General features: G+C 71.5%; 17 protein-coding genes. 12 read left to right on the top strand and 5 right to left on the bottom strand.

Annotated elements, in window-relative coordinates; all coding sequences use genetic code 11:
- Positions 1 to 69: 69 nt before the first annotated feature.
- On the bottom strand, positions 70 to 1,713 hold the full coding sequence (locus FHS29_RS02375) for a choice-of-anchor B family protein (RefSeq protein ID WP_184687727.1): 1,644 nt from the start codon (positions 1,711 to 1,713) through the stop codon (positions 70 to 72).
- 395 nt (positions 1,714 to 2,108) lie between these two features.
- Between FHS29_RS02375 and FHS29_RS02370 the strand changes: the two genes are divergently transcribed.
- The 9 genes from FHS29_RS02370 to FHS29_RS02330 all read left to right on the top strand — a co-directional run bounded on the left by FHS29_RS02370 (position 2,109) and on the right by FHS29_RS02330 (position 10,269).
- Positions 2,109 to 3,434, top strand: a complete 1,326-nt coding sequence (locus FHS29_RS02370) for an LLM class flavin-dependent oxidoreductase (RefSeq protein WP_184687725.1) — start codon at positions 2,109 to 2,111, stop codon at positions 3,432 to 3,434.
- 33 nt (positions 3,435 to 3,467) lie between these two features.
- Positions 3,468 to 4,457, top strand: a complete 990-nt coding sequence (locus FHS29_RS02365; protein WP_184687724.1) for an ABC transporter substrate-binding protein — start codon at positions 3,468 to 3,470, stop codon at positions 4,455 to 4,457.
- 1 nt (position 4,458) lies between these two features.
- Positions 4,459 to 5,274: an ABC transporter ATP-binding protein gene (locus FHS29_RS02360; RefSeq protein WP_184687723.1), complete on the top strand. Its 816-nt coding sequence runs from the start codon at positions 4,459 to 4,461 to the stop codon at positions 5,272 to 5,274.
- Entirely contained in the window at positions 5,271 to 6,029 is a 759-nt protein-coding gene (locus tag FHS29_RS02355; RefSeq protein WP_184687722.1) for an ABC transporter permease, read from the top strand. The genes FHS29_RS02360 and FHS29_RS02355 overlap by 4 nt, the downstream gene beginning before the upstream one ends.
- 601 nt (positions 6,030 to 6,630) lie before the next feature.
- Complete coding sequence (locus FHS29_RS02350; protein ID WP_184687721.1) at positions 6,631 to 6,825, top strand: hypothetical protein; 195 nt, start codon at positions 6,631 to 6,633, stop codon at positions 6,823 to 6,825.
- Positions 6,818 to 7,303: a hypothetical protein gene (locus FHS29_RS02345; RefSeq protein ID WP_184687720.1), complete on the top strand. Its 486-nt coding sequence runs from the start codon at positions 6,818 to 6,820 to the stop codon at positions 7,301 to 7,303. The genes FHS29_RS02350 and FHS29_RS02345 overlap by 8 nt, the downstream gene beginning before the upstream one ends.
- A 314-nt stretch (positions 7,304 to 7,617) precedes the next feature.
- Positions 7,618 to 7,821 carry an MbtH family protein gene (locus FHS29_RS02340; RefSeq protein ID WP_184687719.1) on the top strand — a complete coding sequence of 68 codons (204 nt, stop codon included), beginning with the start codon at positions 7,618 to 7,620 and terminating at the stop codon, positions 7,819 to 7,821.
- Entirely contained in the window at positions 7,818 to 7,961 is a 144-nt protein-coding gene (locus FHS29_RS02335) for a hypothetical protein (protein ID WP_184687718.1), read from the top strand. The genes FHS29_RS02340 and FHS29_RS02335 overlap by 4 nt, the downstream gene beginning before the upstream one ends.
- A gap of 94 nt (positions 7,962 to 8,055) precedes the next feature.
- A complete protein-coding gene (locus tag FHS29_RS02330; RefSeq protein ID WP_184687716.1) occupies positions 8,056 to 10,269 on the top strand; it encodes an AMP-binding protein in 2,214 nt (737 codons plus the stop codon).
- Positions 10,270 to 10,333: 64 nt separating this feature from the next.
- On the opposite strand, the gene FHS29_RS02325 is transcribed toward FHS29_RS02330, so the two are convergent.
- Positions 10,334 to 10,891, bottom strand: a complete 558-nt coding sequence (locus FHS29_RS02325) for a TetR/AcrR family transcriptional regulator (protein WP_184687714.1) — start codon at positions 10,889 to 10,891, stop codon at positions 10,334 to 10,336.
- A gap of 143 nt (positions 10,892 to 11,034) precedes the next feature.
- Here FHS29_RS02325 and FHS29_RS02320 point away from each other — a divergent pair, with 143 nt between their 5' ends.
- On the top strand, positions 11,035 to 11,877 hold the full coding sequence (locus FHS29_RS02320; protein WP_184687712.1) for an alpha/beta fold hydrolase: 843 nt from the start codon (positions 11,035 to 11,037) through the stop codon (positions 11,875 to 11,877).
- 168 nt (positions 11,878 to 12,045) lie between these two features.
- On the opposite strand, the gene FHS29_RS02315 is transcribed toward FHS29_RS02320, so the two are convergent.
- The 3 genes from FHS29_RS02315 to hemA form a co-directional block, all read right to left on the bottom strand.
- Positions 12,046 to 12,600 (bottom strand): sugar O-acetyltransferase, encoded by a 555-nt coding sequence (locus tag FHS29_RS02315; RefSeq protein ID WP_184687710.1) that lies wholly within the window; start codon positions 12,598 to 12,600, stop codon positions 12,046 to 12,048.
- 49 nt (positions 12,601 to 12,649) lie between these two features.
- A complete protein-coding gene (locus tag FHS29_RS02310) occupies positions 12,650 to 13,171 on the bottom strand; it encodes a DUF6630 family protein (RefSeq protein WP_184687708.1) in 522 nt (173 codons plus the stop codon).
- A gap of 260 nt (positions 13,172 to 13,431) precedes the next feature.
- Complete coding sequence (hemA, locus tag FHS29_RS02305; protein WP_184687706.1) at positions 13,432 to 14,667, bottom strand: 5-aminolevulinate synthase; 1,236 nt, start codon at positions 14,665 to 14,667, stop codon at positions 13,432 to 13,434.
- A 226-nt stretch (positions 14,668 to 14,893) separates the two neighbouring features.
- Between hemA and FHS29_RS02300 the strand changes: the two genes are divergently transcribed.
- Together FHS29_RS02300 and FHS29_RS02295 are read left to right on the top strand one after the other, a co-directional pair.
- A complete protein-coding gene (locus tag FHS29_RS02300; protein ID WP_312864711.1) occupies positions 14,894 to 16,450 on the top strand; it encodes a class I adenylate-forming enzyme family protein in 1,557 nt (518 codons plus the stop codon).
- Positions 16,447 to 17,967, top strand: coding sequence for a long-chain-fatty-acid--CoA ligase (locus tag FHS29_RS02295; RefSeq protein WP_184687704.1), 1,521 nt, complete (start codon positions 16,447 to 16,449; stop codon positions 17,965 to 17,967). Before FHS29_RS02300 ends, FHS29_RS02295 begins: the two co-directional genes overlap by 4 nt.
- Positions 17,968 to 18,072 lie beyond the last annotated feature (105 nt).

Below are 18,072 nucleotides of genomic sequence, written 5' to 3'. Positions count from 1 at the left end.
CGGTGCCGGCTGGGGAGCTGGTGCGTGACGGGCGGGCGACAGGGTCGCCCGTCACGCACGGGTCTCACCTCAGAACTGGAGGCTCCAGGCGTCGATGTAGCCGGTGTCGTTGTCGGAGACGTCCTGCACCTTCAGCTTCCACTCGCCGTTGGCGGCCGAGGCCGAGGCGTCCACCGTGTAGCTGGTGAGCAGGTTGTCGGCCGAATCCGCGCTGGAACCCTGCAACCGGAACACGGAACCGCCCGGCGCGACGAGTTCGATCACCAGGTCGCCGCGGTAGGTGTGCTTGATGTCCACGTTCACCTTCAGCGTCGCCGGCGCGTTGCCCGACGCGCCCGTCACGGTCACCGACGAGGTCACCGCGGAACCGCCGTCCGGGATGGCGACGTCCGCGGCGTTCTCGAACTTCCCACCGGGTTGGCTGCCGCCGAGGTTGGGCTTGACCACGACCAGCCCCTGCTCGATGCCGTTGACCAGCACGATGCCGCTGGCGAAGTACGGGTAGTTGCTCCAGGCCCCGTTGAAGCGCGCCGCGTCACCGGCGGGGTAGATGTCGAAGTACCCGACCTCGGTCAGCTGCGCCGAGGACACCTTGTCCACGTCCAGGATGCGCAGGCCGGCCTGGTAGTTGGCCTGGTACGAGTACCTGCCCCGGATGTACTGGTTGTGGTCGCTCGCGGTGGCGGGCGAGTTGTAGGTGCCGGTGTGCACCGGGGCGGACAGGCGGGCGAGGTCCCAGATGTAGGTCTTGGTGCGCTTGTCCGAGCCGTTCTGCTCGTCCAGTTCGTCGTCCAGCAGGAAGTACCGCTGGTCCTCGGTCAGCCACCCCTGGTGCGAGTACTGCGAGCCGGAGTAGCCCTTGCGCGAGATCTGCACCGGGTTGGCCTTGTTGGTCACGTCGACGATGGTCAGCGTGTCCTCGTTGGAGTTGAAGCAGATCTCCTTGCCGCTGTATGCCGCATCGGGGCCGCGGTAGACGACGCACTGGGTGTCGTGCGTGTAGCCGTCCTGGGACACGCAGCCGGCCCTCTTGGGAGACTTGGGCGTCCGGACGTCGACGATGTGCGGTCCGCCGCTGCACGTGTTGGAGCCGATGGCGTAGGCGAAACCGGTCTCCTCGTTGATGGCGATGTTGTGCGCCGGCCCGAACTCCCGGTACAGCACGTCGGCGGTGAGCGTCTGCGGCGTGGTGATCGTGCGCAGCCGGGTCAGGTCGAACACCTGCATCCCGTGCCCGGTGATGAAGTCGGCGACGATGAACGCGTGGTCCTTGTAGACCTTCATGTCGCGCCAGTTGCTGCTGCCGCCGTTGGACGGCAGGTTGCCCAGGTACCTCGGCGAGGTGGGCGTGCTGACGTCGACGAACGCGGTGCCGTTGGTGCGGCCGACGATGGCGTACTCCTTGCCGGAGGACGGGTCGGTCCAGCCCCAGACGTCGTTGCCGTTGCCGCCGCCCATGGCCGACAGCGGCAGCACGCTGAGCAGGTCCACGTTCTTGCAGGGGTAGATGTCGGCCTTGCCGCCCGCACACGGCACGCCGGCCGCGGTGCCGACCACCGCGTGGCGCTCGGCCGGCTGGTGGTCGGCCATGAACGCGCGGGCCGCCGCCTGTCCTTCGGGTGTCTCGGGGTCGTGCGCGGACGCCGTTGTCATCGACAACGCGAGCGCGGAGGCCGTGAGCACGGCCAACCCCGTTGTTCGCAGGGTCCTCATGGTGTTTTTCTCCTCACCGGAGAACCGGACCGCGACTGCGGGCCGGAAGCAGGGTTTCCGATCTGCTCACGACGTTAGAAGAAGAGGCAGCCGGAGATGAACCTCCGATCGTCTGTTCCCTGACCGGTTTTCCACACCGGCGGGCCTGGTAACGCCCCTGCTCTATCCACTGTGGACAAATATCGACCGATCGCGTGCGTACTCGGGGAATCCGAGCGCTGGTGGACACGTCGCGAAGAATCATCGGCACCAGTCCGGTCGGGGAAGTCTGTCGATCGAGACGGCCCGTCCCCTGGAAGGCGCAGTCGGTTCGCCTGTCGTGCGGTTGACCGGCCCGACCGGGATCAACATGCTGGGAACCGGCTTTCGTCCGGCACTGCGACGGTGGTGATTCCATGTTGGAGAGGCAGTTGCACCTCAACGCCTTCCTGATGGGCGTCGGGCACCACGAGGCCGCGTGGCGGCACCCGCGGACCGATCCCGGGCTGGTCGCCGACGTCGGGCACTTCCAGCGCCTGGCCGCGATCGCGGAACGCGGGGCGTTCGACTCGGTGTTCCTGGCCGACGGGGTCCAGTTGTGGGGCGACGTCCGGCACAGCGTGGCGGGGGCGTTCGAACCGCTGACGTTGCTGACCGCGCTGGCCTGCGTGACCGACCACATAGGACTGATCGCCACGGCGTCCACCGGGTTCACCGAGCCCTACAACCTGGCGCGGTGGTTCTCGTCGCTGGACCACATCAGCGGTGGCCGCGCCGGGTGGAACATCGTCACCACCGCCGGCGACCGGTCCGCGCAGAACTTCAACCTCGACGTGAACGTCGAGCACCACGAGCGGTACCAGCGGGCGGCCGAGTTCGTGGACGTCGTGACCGCGCTGTGGGACAGCTGGGACCAGGACGCGCTGGTGCTCGACGCCGCCTCCGGGGTGTTCGCCGACCCCGACAAGGTGCGCGAGATCAACCACCGGGGCAGGTTCTTCCGGGTGCGCGGGCCGCTCAACGCGGTGCGCAGCCCGCAGGGGCGTCCGCTGCTGGTGCAGGCGGGATCGTCCGAGGACGGCAGGGCGTTCGCCGCGGCGCACGCCGAGGCCGTGTTCACCGCGCAGCAGACGGTCGAGGAGGCGCGGGAGTTCTACCAGGACCTGAAGACCCGGGTCGCGGCCCGCGGGCGGGCTCCGGACCAGGTGGTGGTGCTGCCGGGGATCGTGCCGGTGCTGGGGTCCACCGCCGAGGAGGCGCGCCGGCTGGCCGAGGAGCTGGACGACCTGATCGTGCCGGCGCGGGCGGTGGGGCGGCTCAGCGAACTGCTCGGGGTCGACCTGACCGGGCACCCGCTGGACGAGCCGGTGCCGCCGCTGCCGCCGGTCGACCGGGTCAACGGGGCCAGGAGCCGGTTCCGGCTGATCCGGGACCTCGCCGCGCGGGAGGCGCTGACGCTGCGGCAGCTGCTGCGCCGGCTCGGCGGCGGACGGGGGCACAAGGTGGTCGTGGGCACGCCCGAGGTGGTCGCGGACCACGTGGAGACCTGGTTCCGGGGCGGGGCGGCGGACGGGTTCAACGTGATGCCGCCGCTGCTGCCGTCCGGGCTGGAGGAGTTCGTCGACCACGTGGTGCCGCTGTTGCGCCGGCGCGGCCTGTTCCGCAGCGGGTACACCGGCCGCACGCTGCGCGAGCACTACGGGCTGACCGAGCCGCGCAACAGGTTCCCGCTGTCCGTCTGACGTTCCGGGCACCTCCGATCGGGAAGGGCGGCCATGACCACCAGGAGGGGATTCCTCGCCCTGCTCGCCGCCGCGACGGTCGGTTGCGGCACCACCTCCGGCGGCGCGGGGGAGACGAAGTCGCTGCGGTACCAGGGCTGGTCGGGGCTGGTGCTGCAGCCCGAACTCGCCGCCGACCTCGGCTTCCTGGAGGACGTGAGCCTGGAGTGGGTCGGCAACACCACCAGCGGACCGCAGGACGTGCAGGCCGCCGCGACCGGCGAGATCGACTTCGGTGGCGCGTTCAACGGCACGGTGGTGAAGCTCGTGGGCGCGGGCGCGCCGGTCAGGTCCGTCATCGGGTACTACGGCATCGACAACGACACCTACAACGGTTTCTACGTGCCGGAGGACTCGCCGATCCGGGAACCGCGCGACCTCGTCGGCCGCACGGTCGGGATGAACAGCCTCGGCGCGCACTCCGCGGCCATGCTCGGGCTCTACCTGCAGCGCAACGGTTTCTCGCCGGACGAGGCGGCGTCGGTGGAGGTGGTGGCGGTGCCGCCGGTGAGCACCGAGCAGTCGCTGCGGCAGCGGCAGGTCGACGTGGCGGTGCTCGGCGGGATCATGCGGGAGAAGGCGGTCGCGGCGGGCGGGCTCCGGCCGCTGTTCACCGACTTCGGGCTGCTCGGCCCGTTCACCGCCGGGACGTACGTGCTGACCGAGAGGTTCATCGAGGGCAACGCGGACACCGTGCGGACGTTCGTCACCGGTGTGGCGCGGGCGATCGAGTGGACCCGCAGCCGCCCGCGCGAGGAGGTCGTGGCGCGGTTCACCGAGATCATGGCGAAGCGCGAGCGGAACGAGGACGCGTCGTCGCTGAAGTACTGGAAGTCGACCGGTGTCGCCCGTCCCGGCGGGTGGATCCAGGAGCGCGAGATGTCGCTGTGGCTGGACTGGCTGGCCGACCGGGGCGACGTGGACCGGAGCCGCGTCACGCCGTCCGACTGCTACACCAACGAGTTCAACGGCGTGGGGTCGTGACGTGACCGCGCACCTGAGCCTGCGGGGCGTGACGAAGAAGTTCCGGGTGCGGGACCGGCGGACCCGTCGGCCGGCGGAGCTGACCGCCGTCGAGGGCGTCGACCTCGACGTGGCGGCGGGGGAGTTCCTGGTCGTCGTCGGACCCAGCGGGTGCGGCAAGTCGACGCTGCTGGACCTGTTCGGCGGCCTCACCGCACCCACCTCGGGCCGGATCCTGGTCGACGGCGCACCCGTCACCGGGCCGGGGCTGGACCGCGGCATGGTGTTCCAGCAGTACGCCCTGCTGCCGTGGCGCACCGCCCAGGGCAACGTGGAGTTCGGGCTGGAGGCCACCCGGGTGCCGCGCCGGGAGCGGGCCGGGATCGCCCGCGAGTTCCTGGACCTGGTGGGGCTCACCGGGTTCGAGGACCGGCACCCGCACGAGCTGTCCGGCGGGATGCGGCAGCGGGTCGCCATCGCGCGCAGCCTCGCCTACGACCCGGGCGTGCTGCTGATGGACGAGCCGTTCGCCGCGCTGGACGCCCAGACCCGCGAGTCGTTGCAGGACGAGCTGCTGCGGATCTGGCAGCGCACCGGGAAGACGGTCGTGTTCGTCACGCACGGCATCGAGGAGGCCGTGTACCTGGGCGGCCGGGTCGCGGTGCTCACGTCGCGGCCGGGGCGGGTCAAGCGGGTGGTGCCGATCGACCTCGGCGCGCGTGCCGACGTCGCGGACCTGCGGTCCAGCCCCGAGTTCGCCCGCCACCGGCACGAGATCTGGACTCTGCTGCACGACGAGGTCGTCCGCGCGCAACGGCTGACGGGGGTGTCGGGATGACGGTGCTGCTCGCGGTGGCGCGGAGGTTGTCGACCGTCGTGGTGCTGCTCGCGCTGTGGGAGGCGGCGCCCCGGCTGGGGCTGGTGGACCGGACGTTCCTGCCGCCGTTCTCGGAGGTCGTCGCCGCCTGGTGGGAACTGCTGGTGGGCGGGCGGTTGGCCGGCGATGTCCGGGCCAGCCTGACGCGGTCGCTGTCCGGGTTCGGGCTGGCCGTGGCGATCGCCGTCCCGTCGGGGCTGCTGATCGGCTGGTACCGGCCGCTGGCCGACCTGCTCAACCCGTTGCTGGAGCTGTTCCGCAACACCGCCGCGCTCGCGTTGCTGCCGGTCTTCGTGCTGCTGCTGGGGATCGGTGAGACGTCCAAGGTGGCGATCGTGTGCTACGCCTGCACGTGGCCGATCCTGCTCAACACGATCAGCGCGGTGCGGGACGTCGACCCGACCCTGCTGCGGCTGGCCCGGTCGATGGACCTGCCGCCGCACCGGCTGTTCCGGAAGGTGATCCTGCCCGCGGCGGTGCCGACGGTGTTCACCGGCATCCGGATCGCGGGCGCGGTGTCCATCCTGGTGCTGGTGGCCGCCGAGATGGTGGGTGCCAAGGCGGGGCTGGGGTTCCTGGTGAGTTCCGCGCAGTACAACTTCGCCGTGCCGCAGATGTACGCCGGGATCGTGACGATCTCGATCATCGGCCTGGTGTTCAACCAGGCGCTGGTCGCGCTGGAACGCCGTTTCACGTCGTGGAAGGCGAGCGGGTAGCACCCGTCGGCGCGGTGTGGCAATAGCAGCGCTATGGCGACGGCAGGCCACTGGTGGACGCCCGGCGGGCCCGGGGAATCATCGCTTTTCCTCAGTTGCGACCGTTTTCGGAAGCCGGTCGGGAATTTCCCTGGCAGTTCCTGCGGCCAGTCGGGTGATCAGTGGTCCGAATGTGTCGCGAGGAAGGTGACGGGTGCGTCGAACTGGTCGTCGGCCCCCGACTGGATCGACTCCTGCCCTGGTCAGGTCGGTCCCCGCAGTCACCGCGGACTGCGCGGCCGGCCAGGGCCGACTCCAACGTGACACAGGACTTCCGGGGCGTCAAGCGGGCCATCGGGGCACCTGGTGGTGGATTTGAGGGGCGGTCGATCGGTTTCGAACGGGGGTTGCCAGGAGGCATGTCGTCGTTACTATGCGAAGTATCGGCCGCTATGGGGGTGGCCGGTCGAACCGGCGAGACCTGGGGGCTGGTGTCGGTGGATCGTGAATGTGTCCGCAATTCCACTCCAGTTGGCCCGCGCGATCGCATCCGGAATGTCCGGGCCACCGATTTCCCGATCGGTCGCGCTGTCGCCGACGGCGTACGGCGGGAGTCCGGGCGGTGCGGGACGCGGTGCACGTGGACCCGGTGACCGACGCTCGGGTGTGGTTCGACCACGCGGCCATGTTCCCCGTGACGACGTTGCCCGACGCCGTCCGACGCGGCCTGCGGGAGGTGTACGCGGACGAGCCGTACACCGGTCCGCGCCGCATCGCGGTGGCGATGGCCGAACCGCACGGCGGAACCGATGGCTGAGCGGACGGCTTCCTCCCGGCCGCTGCGGGCGGACCGCGACTTCACGGTCTTCTGGGCCGGGCAGACGCTGTCGGAGCTGGGCAACTCGTTCGCGCTGGTCGCCCTGCCGCTGCTGGTCCTGCTGTGCGCGGCGGCCGTCGCGGTGTTGGCGGGGTCCGGGTCGGCCCTGGTGGTGGCGGGCGCGGTGCTCGGCTACGCGTTCGGCATGGCGCTGGCCGGCATCTCCTCGATGTCACTGCGCCAGTCCGTCACGCCCGACCACCTGCTCGGCCGCGTGACGTCGGCGTTCTGGACCGTCCACACGGCGCTCGCCCCGCTCGGCGCGAGCGCGCTCACCGCACTGGTGGCCGCGTTCGGTGTTCGCGGCCCGCTGCTCGGGGTGGCGGTTGTGTTGTCGGCCGTGGTCGTCGTGGGCCTGTTCACGCCGATCAGGTCGCGGTACCCCGAACTGGAGGAGGCCGCTCGTGTGCCGGCGTGACACCGTTGCGCACGAACGCGTCGCCGCGCAGGCGGTCGCGACTCCCGAAGCGATCGTCGTTGCGACGTCCGACGTGCGTTGGAGCCACCGGTGGTCGGAGGGCAGGGCCAAAGCTCGGGTGCACCACCTGCGGGCGCTGGTCGTCTGTCGTGGTGGCGTGGTCGGGGTGCGTGCGCCGATCAGCCTGGTGTTCGACCACCCGAAGATCGCCGATCTGGCGCGGGAGCTCGACCGGCTGCACCGCACCGGTCACGCCGCCGTGGGGCGGGCACCGCGCATCCGCATCCAGTTCTCGCCGAGGGGGATTTCCCGACATGGGGGCCGTTTACAAGGTCGTGGTCAACCACGAGGAGCAGTACTCGATCTGGCCGACCGACCGCGCGAACGCGCCGGGCTGGTCCGATGTGGGTGTCAGCGGCACGAAGGAGGAGTGCCTGGCGCACATCGAGCGGGTGTGGACCGACCTCCGGCCCCTGAGCCTGCGCCGGAGGATCGAGCGGGAGAGCGCGGACCGGTGAACGGGTACGCAGACTTCGCCGTGCCGTCGTTCGCGCAGGAGCGACTGTGGGTCACCGACTGGATCAGCCCGGGAAACCCGGTGCGCAACCCGGGCTTCGCGCCGGCGCTGGAGTGCCGACAGACCAGCGCGGTGATGTGATGGTGGTAAACAACATCTCGGCAGCGCACGCCCGCAACCCGTTCCGGGGTGAGCGTGAGCTGTTGGCCGCCATGGGCGACGTGGTCCGGTTCCGGTGACCGGCGTGCGGGTGGAGGGCCACCGGCTCTCGGTGCAGCAACGGCGGGTGTGGCGGGTGCTGGAGTCCGGGCGGCCGTGCTCGGCTCAGGCGCTGGTCGCGATCGAGGGGTTGCTCGACGCGTCCCGGCTCGCCGCCGCCCTGCGTGCTGTGGTGCGGGAGCACGAGATCTTGCGCACGACGTACCACCGCGTCCCCGGGGTGCGGACCGCCGTGCAGGTGGTCCGGGACGACATGGGACTCGAATGGTCCGAAGTGGACGGTGCGGTGGAGCGGATCGCGGCTGACGAGCGTGCGCGGCCGTTCGACCTTGAACACGGACCCGTGGTGCGCGCGACGCTGTTCGTACGTACCCGCCGACTGCTGATCACGTTGTGCCCCATGGCCGCCGACCGTGCGACGTTGCGGTTGGTCGTCGGTTGGACCGCGGACCACTACGCGGGTCGGACGCCCGGTGAGGCTCTGCGGTACGTCCAGTACGCCGAGAGGCAACACGAGCTGGCCGATACCCACGGCACGGCAGCGCTGGTCACCGCCCGCGCGGATGCGGCACTGGTGTGGTTCCCGTTGCCCGGTGGGGTTGCGGGAGCGTTCGAGAGCGTGCGGTCGGCGGTCGGGGACTACGCCCGGTCGTGTGGGGTGCGCGTGGAAAGCGTGCTGCTCGCCGTCTGGCACGTGCTGCTGCACCGGATCAGCGGTCAACGGGAGGTGTCCGTCGGCACGGCGTTCCCGGCCCGCAAGCACGAGGAGCTGCGCGACTGCCCCGGTCCGTTCACGCTCTGGGTCGGCACGCGGTCCTCGATCGGCGACGCCACCGGCTTCGGCGCGGTGGTCGCCGCGATCGACTCGCAACTGACGGCCACCGAGGAGGTGGAGGAGTTCATCCGGGACGCGGATCCGACCGGGTGGACGGCCGCGTTCGAGTACGTGCCCGCCGTGCCGACACGAGGTTTCCCGGTGGTGTGGGACGACGTCGACGCGGAGCCGTGCGACGTCAGGCTGACGTGCATCGGAGATCGGCTCGTGTGGCACTCCGACCGGTTCGGTTCGGAATACCTGCGGCACCTGGACAGCCAGTACCGCACCCTGTTGGCCGGGTTGCTCGCAGACGGCTCGACGCCCGTCCGGCGGGTCGGTGCGCTCGACCCGCGCACGCGCGGCGAACTCTTGGACGGGTTCGTCCAAGGTGATGTGCGCCCGGTGGACCGGACGCTCCACGAACTGTTCGAGGAACAGGCCGCCCGGACTCCGGACGCCCTCGCCGTCGCGGATCCGGGCGGGCGGCTGTCCTATCGTGATCTGGACGCGCTGGCCGGTCGGATCGCGTTGTGGTTGACCGACAAGGGGATCGGTCCCGGCAAGCGGGTCGCGGTGTCCCTCGGTCACGGCTCCGGCCTGCTCGCGGTGCTGCTGGGGGTGTTGAAAGCCGGCGGAGCCTATGTGCCGGTCGATCCCGTGCTCCCCGCGTTGCGCCGCGACCGCCTCATCGCGCTCGGTGGCTGCGACATCGTGTTGGACGAGGACTTCTCCTTCTCCGATGTGCCTGCGGGGTCGGCGGACGCACGGGTGTCGGTGCGGACCGACGACGTCGCGTACGTCTTGTTCACCACCGGCTCGACCGGAGAACCCAAGGGAGTGGTCGTGCCGCACCGGGCGGTGGTCAACTACCTCCTCTGGTGCGCCGAGAACTACGCCTCGAATGGCGAAGGCAGTGTCCTGCACTCGTCCATCGGCTTCGACCTGACGGTGACCGGCCTGTTCCTCCCGCTGGTGACCGGGCGGGCGGTGCACGCGGACCCGGCGTGGCGCGGGCACACTCGGGTGATCGACGAGTACGGCCCGACGGAAGCCGCCGCCGGCTGTTGCGCGCACGAGGTGACCGCTTCCGACCGGGACACCGGGCCGGTGCCGATCGGTCGCCCCATCGCCAACACCGACATCCACCTCCTGGGCGACGACCTGGAGCCCGTGCCGATCGGGTTCCCGGGTCAAGTGCACGTGGGCGGTGCAGGCCTCGCCTACGGCTACCTCGGCGCTTCCGCCCGTACGGCCGAGAGTTTCATCCCGCACCCGTTCTCCGCGGTGCCCGGCGCGCGGCTGTACCGCACCGGTGATCTCGCTTGCCGCACGGCGGACGGTCGACTCCGCTACCTCGGGCGGATCGACGAACAGGTGAACGTGCGAGGGGTGCGCGTGGAACCGGAGGAGTGAGGGCGGTGCTGGGGGACCACCTCGCGGACGTGTTCGCGCGCTTCCTGGCCCCAGGCCGATGCGCCTAGCCGAGCAAGAGGTCCGGGAGGCGGGTGAGGGCACGCTGGAACGGGCCGCTGTCCCCGAACAGCCGGCCGTGCACCAAACCGCCCTCCACCAAGGCGAAGGCGTCCTCGGCCGACGTCCGCGCGGCGCTGCGCGAGCGGCCACCGCGCCGGGCCGCGTCGGCCATCGTCGAGATCCAGGACTCGGCGATCTCGGCGGCCCGCTGCCGGACGGTTTCGGGCACGCCGCCGAGCGTCATGCTGTCCATCACGCACGACAGCAGGCCGCCGCCGTACAGCCCGTCGATCAGCCGTGCCGACCGGGTGATCCCGGCCCGCACGTCCGGGTCCTCGCGCATGGGCTGCAGGGCGTGGGCGAACAACCGCTCCACCCGCTCCAGCACCGCCTCGGCCATCTGCACCTTGCCGTCCGGGAAGCGGTGGTAGAGGCTCGCCCGGCGCAGTCCGGCGGCCTCGGACAAGGCGCCCAGCGACGCGCCTTCGTATCCGGCCTCGCGGAACACCTCGGCCAGCCGGTCGCTCAGGTCGTCGTCACGCACGGACGGGGGACGCGCCATCCCCCATGGATACCGAACGTACGGTCAACGCGCAAGCGCGTTGACCGGGAGGGTGATGTCAAACCTGTCACGTTGCTTTACCGATCGTTCGGTAATAGCGTCGCCACCGTCACGACCTGACGAAGCACCGGAGGGGACCCGAGATGCCGTACATCACCGTGGGGCGCGAGAACAGCGCCGACATCACCCTGCACTACACCGACCGGGGCGTCGGCCGACCCGTGGTGCTCATCCACGGCTACCCGCTGTCCGGCGCGTCGTGGGAGAAGCAGGAGCAGGCGCTGCTCGACGCCGGCCACCGCGTGATCACCTACGACCGGCGCGGCTTCGGCAAGTCCGACCAGCCGAGCACCGGCTACGACTACGACACCTTCGCCGACGACCTGGACAAGGTGCTGACGACGCTCGACCTGACCGACGTCACGCTGGTGGGCTTCTCCATGGGCACCGGCGAGGTCGGCCGCTACCTCGCCCGGCACGGCGCCGCACGGGTGGCGAAGGCCGCCTTCCTGGCGTCGCTGGAGCCGTTCCTGCTCAAGACCGACGACAACCCCACCGGCGTCGACGGCAGCGTGTTCGACGGCATCCGGGCCGCCGCCAAGGCCGACCGCTACGCCTGGTTCGACCAGTTCTACCAGGACTTCTACAACCTCGACGAGAACCTGGGCAGCCGCATCAGCGAGGCCGCGGTGCGGACCAGCTACGCGGTCGCCGCGGGTGCGGGGGCCAAGGCGTCCTGGGCCGTGGTGTCCACCTGGCTGACCGACTTCCGGGACGACGTCGCCAAGGTCGCCGAGACCGGGGTGCCGGTGCTCATCGCGCACGGCACCGCCGACCGCATCCTGCCCATCGACGCCAGCGGTCGCGAGTTCGCGAAGCGCCTGCCCGCCGCCGAGTACGTCGAGATCGAGGGCGCGCCGCACGGGTTCCTGTGGACCCACGCGGACGAGATCTCCGACCTGCTGGTGCGCTTCCTGGCCGGCTGAGACACCCGTGGGCGGTGGCACGGTGGGGCGAACCGGTCGGTCCCCCCACCGCCCGAGGCCGGACACCGCCTAGAACGGACCCGGCTCTACCCACCCCGACCAGGGTGACCGGACAGAGGGCCGGCGCCGTGCAGACGATCTGCGTCGCGTCCACTGTGGATAGTGTCCTCACAGCCGGCGGATCACCTTCGCCGGGTTGCCTGCGGCGAACACGTGGTCCGGTAGGTCGCGGATGACCACGCTGCCCGCACCGATCACCGTGTTGCGCCCGATGGTGACGCCGGGGCAGACGATCACACCGCCGCCGAGCCACGCGTTGTCGCCGATCGTGATGGGAGCGGCCCGTTCCCAGCCGGCGCGGCGGCGTTCGTGGTCCTCCACCGGGTGCAAAGCGGTGAGCAACTGCGCCCGCGGTCCGATCCGGACGTCGTCACCGATGGTGATCGCGGCGTCGTCCATGAAGATCGCGTCGGTGTTGACGAAGCTGTTCGCACCGATGGTGGTCAGGAAGCCGTAGCTGCACTGGAAACGCGGCAGGACGCGGGCGCCGGGACCGAACCCGCCAAACAGCCCGCTCAGGAGGCGGTGCCGCTCGGCGTCGTCGTCCGCACCGGTGGCGTTGAAGTCGTCCAGCACCCGCGCGCAGTGCCGCCGTTCCTCCACCAGGTCGGGTTCGTCGAGGTACCACTCGCCACGCAGCAGACGATCCTTGTGTTCACCCATGATCTCTGATGATGCCCGGTCGGATCGACCTGGCTGCCGGGCACCACCGTCAGACCTCCGACGTGCCGAGAACGCCGGCGGTGAATCCCGCGGTGGTGGCCAGGTCCACGAGTTCGCGGGCACGGGAGGCCCGGAGCAGCACGAGCGGGTAGCAGTCGGACTCGATGTCCAGGACGGCGAGGGCGGTGCCGCCGTCACGCAGCCCGTCGCCCGCCGACTGGAGGAAGTCGTAGGTGGGAACGTCGGTTCTCGCGTCGTCCAGCCAGATCCAGGCTCCCGCGTTGGTCGGGCTGGACCGGAGCGCCCGGAGTTGCGACAGGACCTCCGCCGGGTCCTCCTTCCAGTCCACCTCGGCCAGCAGGCGGTGGTCGGCGAGCGCGTCCACCAGCGCGATCCACGCCAGGTTGGGGACCGGTTCGTCGATGCCCCGGTCGTCGAGCCGGTCGGCGTGCGCGCGCAGGTAGGCGGCCGGGTCGTCGTGGGCACGGACCACCCGGCCGGCCACGTCCGGTTCGTCGGGCGCGAGCAGTGCGGCGAGCGCGGTCAGCGCGTCTCGGACGGTCGACGACACGCGGGTCCTCCTGGTGCACCGGGGAAGCTAGGCGATGACAGGGGTCGGCCCGGACCACCGCCCGGCTGCCGGTTCCGCACCGGCGAGCCGGCGCGACCTGACGCCGACGATCCTATCGACACCTCGCACGGGCCGGTGCCGCTTCGCCCGATCATCGACACGACCGGGCCGGAACCACGGATGGGATCGGCTCCGGGGACACGTGTCCGTACCTGAGCCGCACGCCACCCTCAGGGACGGCGTGCGGCTCACCCGACCCGTCAGGCCGGGTTGGCGACGGGCTCGGCGATGCGCGGGATGTCCACGGCGCGCCAGACGTCGTCCAGCGCGTCCACGAACGAGCGGACGTCGTCCGGGGTGTGGGTGGCACCCGGCGCGATGCGCAGGATCTCCTCGCCCGCCGGGACGCTCGGCGCGTTGATGGACTGCACGTAGATCGCGTGGTCGCGCAGGAGCAGGTCGGAGGCCCTCTTGCACTTGAGCTCGTCGCGGATGAGGACCGAGACGATGTGGGTCTCGTCGGAGATGAACGGGATGCCGCGCTCGGTCAGCAGGCGGTGCATCAGGGTCGCGTTCTCCCACAGGCGATCGCGTTCCCGGTCGGACGCCCGCAGGTGCCGCACGGCCGCCAGCGCGCCCGCCGCGGTCGCGGGCGGCAGCGACGTGGTGAAGATGAAGGGCCGCGAGAAGGTGCGGATGGTGTCGATCACCGCGGCCGGACCGGCCACGTAGCCGCCCGCCGTGCCGAAGCCCTTCGCCAGCGTGCCCATGACGACCGTGAACCGGTCGGCGATGCCCAGGCGGGCCGCGATGCCCGCACCCTGCGGGCCGTACATGCCGACCGCGTGCACCTCGTCCAGGTAGGTGACGGCGTCGTGCTCGCGGGCCAGCTCGGCGATCTCGGCGAGCGGGGCGATGTCGCCGCTCATCGAGTACACCGACTCCAGCACGATCAGCTTCGGCCGGGTCGGGTCCGTCGCGGCGAGCAGCTCGCGCAGGTGCGCCACGTCGTTGTGCCGGAAGATCCGCTTCTCCGCGCCGCTGTGCCGCAGGCCGTCGATGATCGACGCGTGGTTCTTCGCGTCGGAGAACACGACGCAGTTCTCCATGGTGCCCGCCAGCACGGTCAGCGCACCGTCGTTGGCGGAGAACCCGGAGCTGAACAGCAGGGCCTGCTCCTTGCCGTGCAGCCCGGCCAGCTCCCGTTCCAGCAGGACGTGGTGGTGGTTGGTGCCGGAAATGTTGCGGGAGCCACCGGAACCGGCCCCGTAATTGTCGATCGCCTCTTTCATGGCGGTCAGCACCTCCGGGTGCTGGCCCATTCCCAGGTAGTCGTTGCTGCACCAGATCCGGATCTCCGACAGGGCGCCGTCCTGCTCGACGCGCGCGCTGGCCGCCGGGTACCGGCCCGCGATCCGGCCGACTTCGAGGAACTCCCGCCTGCTGTCGGCGACCGCGTTCATCCGGCGCTCGAAGATTTCCAGGTGCTGGATCACGGGCTCGCCTTTTCTCTCAGGGGACGGCGGGATCGGCGCGGACGCCGGTGACCGGTTTCCGCGTCGCAGGGAGCTGACACCCGGAAAGCTAACGACCCGGCTCCCGGTCCCGGTAACCGTGAACCCACCGGCCCCGGTTACCGCTTGTTGGGGTCGGAGGTGGATTTCTCCGGTGGAATTCGTGCCATCGTCGCCGACGAGCGAGGAAGCCGACAGGGGGCCGCGGGTGAGCGAGAACGACCGAGCCGGGAACTACGTGCGGGACCTGCTGACCGCCGCGGAGGGCGGCCCGGACCGCCCGGCGCTGCACTGGCGCGGTCGGGTCGTGACCGGGCGCGAGCTGGCCACGCGGGTCACCACCGCGGCGCGCAACCTGAGCCGGGTGTTCGCGGAACGGTCGGGCGGTGCGCCGCCGGTGGTCGGCCTGCTCACCGTCACCAACACCCCGGAGACCCTGGTGCTGCGGTACGCGGCGAACCTCGCCGGTGCCACCGCGGTGCACCTCCAGACCGCCAACGCGGTCGACCCGCTGGACCGCATCGACCTCGCCGGACTGCGCGCTTCCCTGGACACCGCCCGCCTGGACGTGCTCGCGGTCGACGCCGAGCACGTCGACGCCGCCCGCGCCCTGCGCGACGCCCTCGCGGCGCCGCCCGCGCTCGCCGGGCTCGGGCCGCTCGCCGCCGACGTGGTCGACCTGGCCGACGGGCCGTCGGACTTCGTCGAACCCCCCGTGCCGCCGGACGCGCCCGCGACGGTGACCTACACCAGCGGCAGCTCCGGCCGGCCGAAGGGCGTGGCGGTGTCCTTCGCGGTGCGCCGCGCGGCGGTGCGCGGCCTGAGCGCCGACCCCGGCACGGTCTACCTGTCCACCCTGCCGTTGAGCCACACCAGCGGCGCGGTCGCCGACATGACCCTCGTCGCGGGCGGTTCGGTGGTGCTGCACCCGCGGTTCGACCCCGGCGAGGCGCTGGCGGCCGTCGAACGGCACCGGGTGACCCGGATGACGGTGTCCCCGCCCCAGCTGTACGCGTTGCTGGACCACCTCGCGGTCCACCCGGTCGACCTGTCCGCGCTGCGGACCCTCACCTACGCGGGCTGCCCGGCCGCGCCCACCCGGCTCGCCGAGGCGGTGACGGTGTTCGGCGACGTGCTCACCCAGACCTACGGCACCACCGAGCTGGGACCGATCACCGAGCTCGGCCCGGCCGACCACCACGACCCGGCGCTGCTGGACAGCGCGGGCCGGCCGACCTTCGCCGAGGTCGTCGTGCGCGACCCGGACGGGCTGCGGGAGCTGCCACCGGGGCGGACCGGCGAGGTGTGGGTGCGCACGCCGTTCGCGATGCTCGGCTACTGGCCCGACCCGACCGCCACCGAGGCGGTGCGCGACGCCGACGGCTGGTACCGCACCGGCGACCTGGGCCGGTTCGACGAGCGCGGCTACCTGCGGCTGCACGGCCGCATCTCGGACGTGATCAAGAGCCGGGGCATCAAGGTGCACCCGGTCGCGGTCGAGCACGTGCTGACCGGGCACCCCGACGTGCTCGGTGCGGCGGTGTTCGGCGTGCTCGACGCCGACCGGGTGGAGCACGTGCACGCCGCCGTCGTGCCCCGGCCGGGCGCCGCGCCCACCCCGGACGCGCTGCGCGGCCACATCGGCGGTGTGCTGTCGCCCAACCACGTCCCGGTGGACATCCGGTTCTGCGCCGAGCTGCCGCTCAACGCCGCGGGCAAGCCCGACCGGGCCGCGCTGCGCGCCGCGGCGGGTGACCGGCGATGAGCGTGTCGGTGGCCGCGGTGCTCGCCGAGTCCGCCGCCCGCAGGCCCGACCACCCGGCGGTCGTGCACGACGGCGAGAGCGTCGGCTACGCCGAGCTGTGGCACCGGGCCCGCACCCGCGCCGCCGTGCTGCGCGAGCGCGGCGTCGGACCGGGGGACCGGGTCGCGCTGCTGCTGCCCAACCACCCGGTGTTCCCGGAGGTCTACTTCGGGGTGCTCGCGCTCGGCGCGGTCCCGGTGCCGGTGAACGTGCTGCTGACGGCCGACGAGATCGCCTACCTGCTGGCCGACTCCGGTGCCCGGCACCTGGTGTGCGCCAAGTCCCTGCTGGCCACCGGCAGGCCCGCCGCGGACCGCACCGGCGCGCGGGTGCTGACCGTGCCGGCCGGTGACGGGCCGGACCGGCTCGACCGGCCCGTCACCCCGATTCCCGAGTACGTGCCCCGCGCACCCGACGACCTCGCGCTGGTGCTCTACACCTCGGGCACCACCGGGCGTCCCAAGGGTGCGATGCTGACCCAGCTCAACGTCCTGCTCAACGTCGGCACGACGATGCGCTCCCCGTTCGACATGGGGCCGGACGACGTGCTCTTCGGCTGCCTGCCGCTGTTCCACACGTTCGGCCAGATATGCGGGATGCTCACGTGCTTCGCCGCCGGAGCCACCCTGGTGCTCGCGTCCCGGTTCGCCGCCGGGCCCGCGCTGGACCTGATGGCCGAGCACGACTGCACGGTGTTCATGGGCGTGCCGACGATGTACTACGACCTGCTGGCCGTCGCCGAGACCGCGCGCCGCCGTCCCCGGCTGGAGCGCGCCTACTCCGGCGGTGCCGCGCTGCCGGTGCGGGTGCTGGAGGACGTCGAGCGGGTGTTCGGCTGCCCGGTGTACGAGGGCTACGGGCTGACCGAGACGTCCCCGGTCGTGACGTACAACCAGAAGGCCTGGCCGCGCCGACCCGGCACGGTCGGCAAACCCGTCTGGGGCGTCCGGGTCGCGATCGCCCGCGCCGAACTCGACGCGCGGGTCGAACTGCTGCCCGTCGGCGAGGTGGGCGAGGTGGTGATCAGCGGCCACAACGTGATGGCCGGGTACCTCAACCGCCCGGAGGCGACCGCCGAGGCGCTGGTGGACGGCTGGTTCCGCTCCGGCGACCTGGGCGTGCTCGACGCCGACGGCTACCTGCGACTGGTCGACCGCAAGAAGGAGATGGTGCTGCGCGGCGGCTACAACGTGTACCCGCGCGAGGTCGAGGAGGTGCTCTCGCGGCACCCGAAGATCGACCGGGTCGCGGTGATCGGCGTGCCGGACGAGCGCCACGGCGAGGAGGTGTGCGCCGTCGTCGCGCTGCGGCCCGGCGTGTCCGGCGGCTCGGACCTGGCCGCCGAACTGGTGGCGTGGTCCAGGACGCGGCTGGCGGCCTACAAGTACCCGCGCCGCTTCGAGTTCGTCGACGCCTTCCCGCTGGGCCCCAGCGGGAAGGTCCTCAAGCGCGAGTTGGTCTCCCGGTACCGCGGATGACCAGGCATCGCGGCACGACACCGGCCCGGCGGTAACCGCCGGGCAATCGCAGGTCCACTCCGAGCCCACCGGCCCCCGGTGGTCGGGAGTGGACGTCCGATGGGC

It is taken from the genome of Saccharothrix tamanrassetensis (assembly GCF_014203665.1).
GTDB classification, from domain to species: Bacteria; Actinomycetota; Actinomycetes; order Mycobacteriales; family Pseudonocardiaceae; genus Actinosynnema; species Actinosynnema tamanrassetense.
The sequence above is the reverse complement of the archived record's forward strand: the minus strand, read 5'-3'. Positions and strand labels throughout refer to the sequence as shown.

Excerpts from the sequence above, each read along its gene's own strand:
- FHS29_RS02370 (WP_184687725.1), top strand. The coding sequence starts at position 2,109 with ATGTTGGAGAGGCAGTTGCACCTCAACGCCTTCCTGATGGGCGTCGGG.
- FHS29_RS02295 (WP_184687704.1), top strand. The coding sequence starts at position 16,447 with ATGAGCGTGTCGGTGGCCGCGGTGCTCGCCGAGTCCGCCGCCCGCAGG.
- FHS29_RS02375 (WP_184687727.1), bottom strand. The coding sequence starts at position 1,713 with ATGAGGACCCTGCGAACAACGGGGTTGGCCGTGCTCACGGCCTCCGCG.
- FHS29_RS02355 (WP_184687722.1), top strand. The coding sequence starts at position 5,271 with ATGACGGTGCTGCTCGCGGTGGCGCGGAGGTTGTCGACCGTCGTGGTG.
- FHS29_RS02340 (WP_184687719.1), top strand. The coding sequence starts at position 7,618 with ATGGGGGCCGTTTACAAGGTCGTGGTCAACCACGAGGAGCAGTACTCG.
- FHS29_RS02315 (WP_184687710.1), bottom strand. The coding sequence starts at position 12,600 with ATGGGTGAACACAAGGATCGTCTGCTGCGTGGCGAGTGGTACCTCGAC.
- FHS29_RS02320 (WP_184687712.1), top strand. The coding sequence starts at position 11,035 with ATGCCGTACATCACCGTGGGGCGCGAGAACAGCGCCGACATCACCCTG.
- FHS29_RS02365 (WP_184687724.1), top strand. The coding sequence starts at position 3,468 with ATGACCACCAGGAGGGGATTCCTCGCCCTGCTCGCCGCCGCGACGGTC.
- FHS29_RS02345 (WP_184687720.1), top strand. The coding sequence starts at position 6,818 with ATGGCTGAGCGGACGGCTTCCTCCCGGCCGCTGCGGGCGGACCGCGAC.
- FHS29_RS02325 (WP_184687714.1), bottom strand. The coding sequence starts at position 10,891 with ATGGCGCGTCCCCCGTCCGTGCGTGACGACGACCTGAGCGACCGGCTG.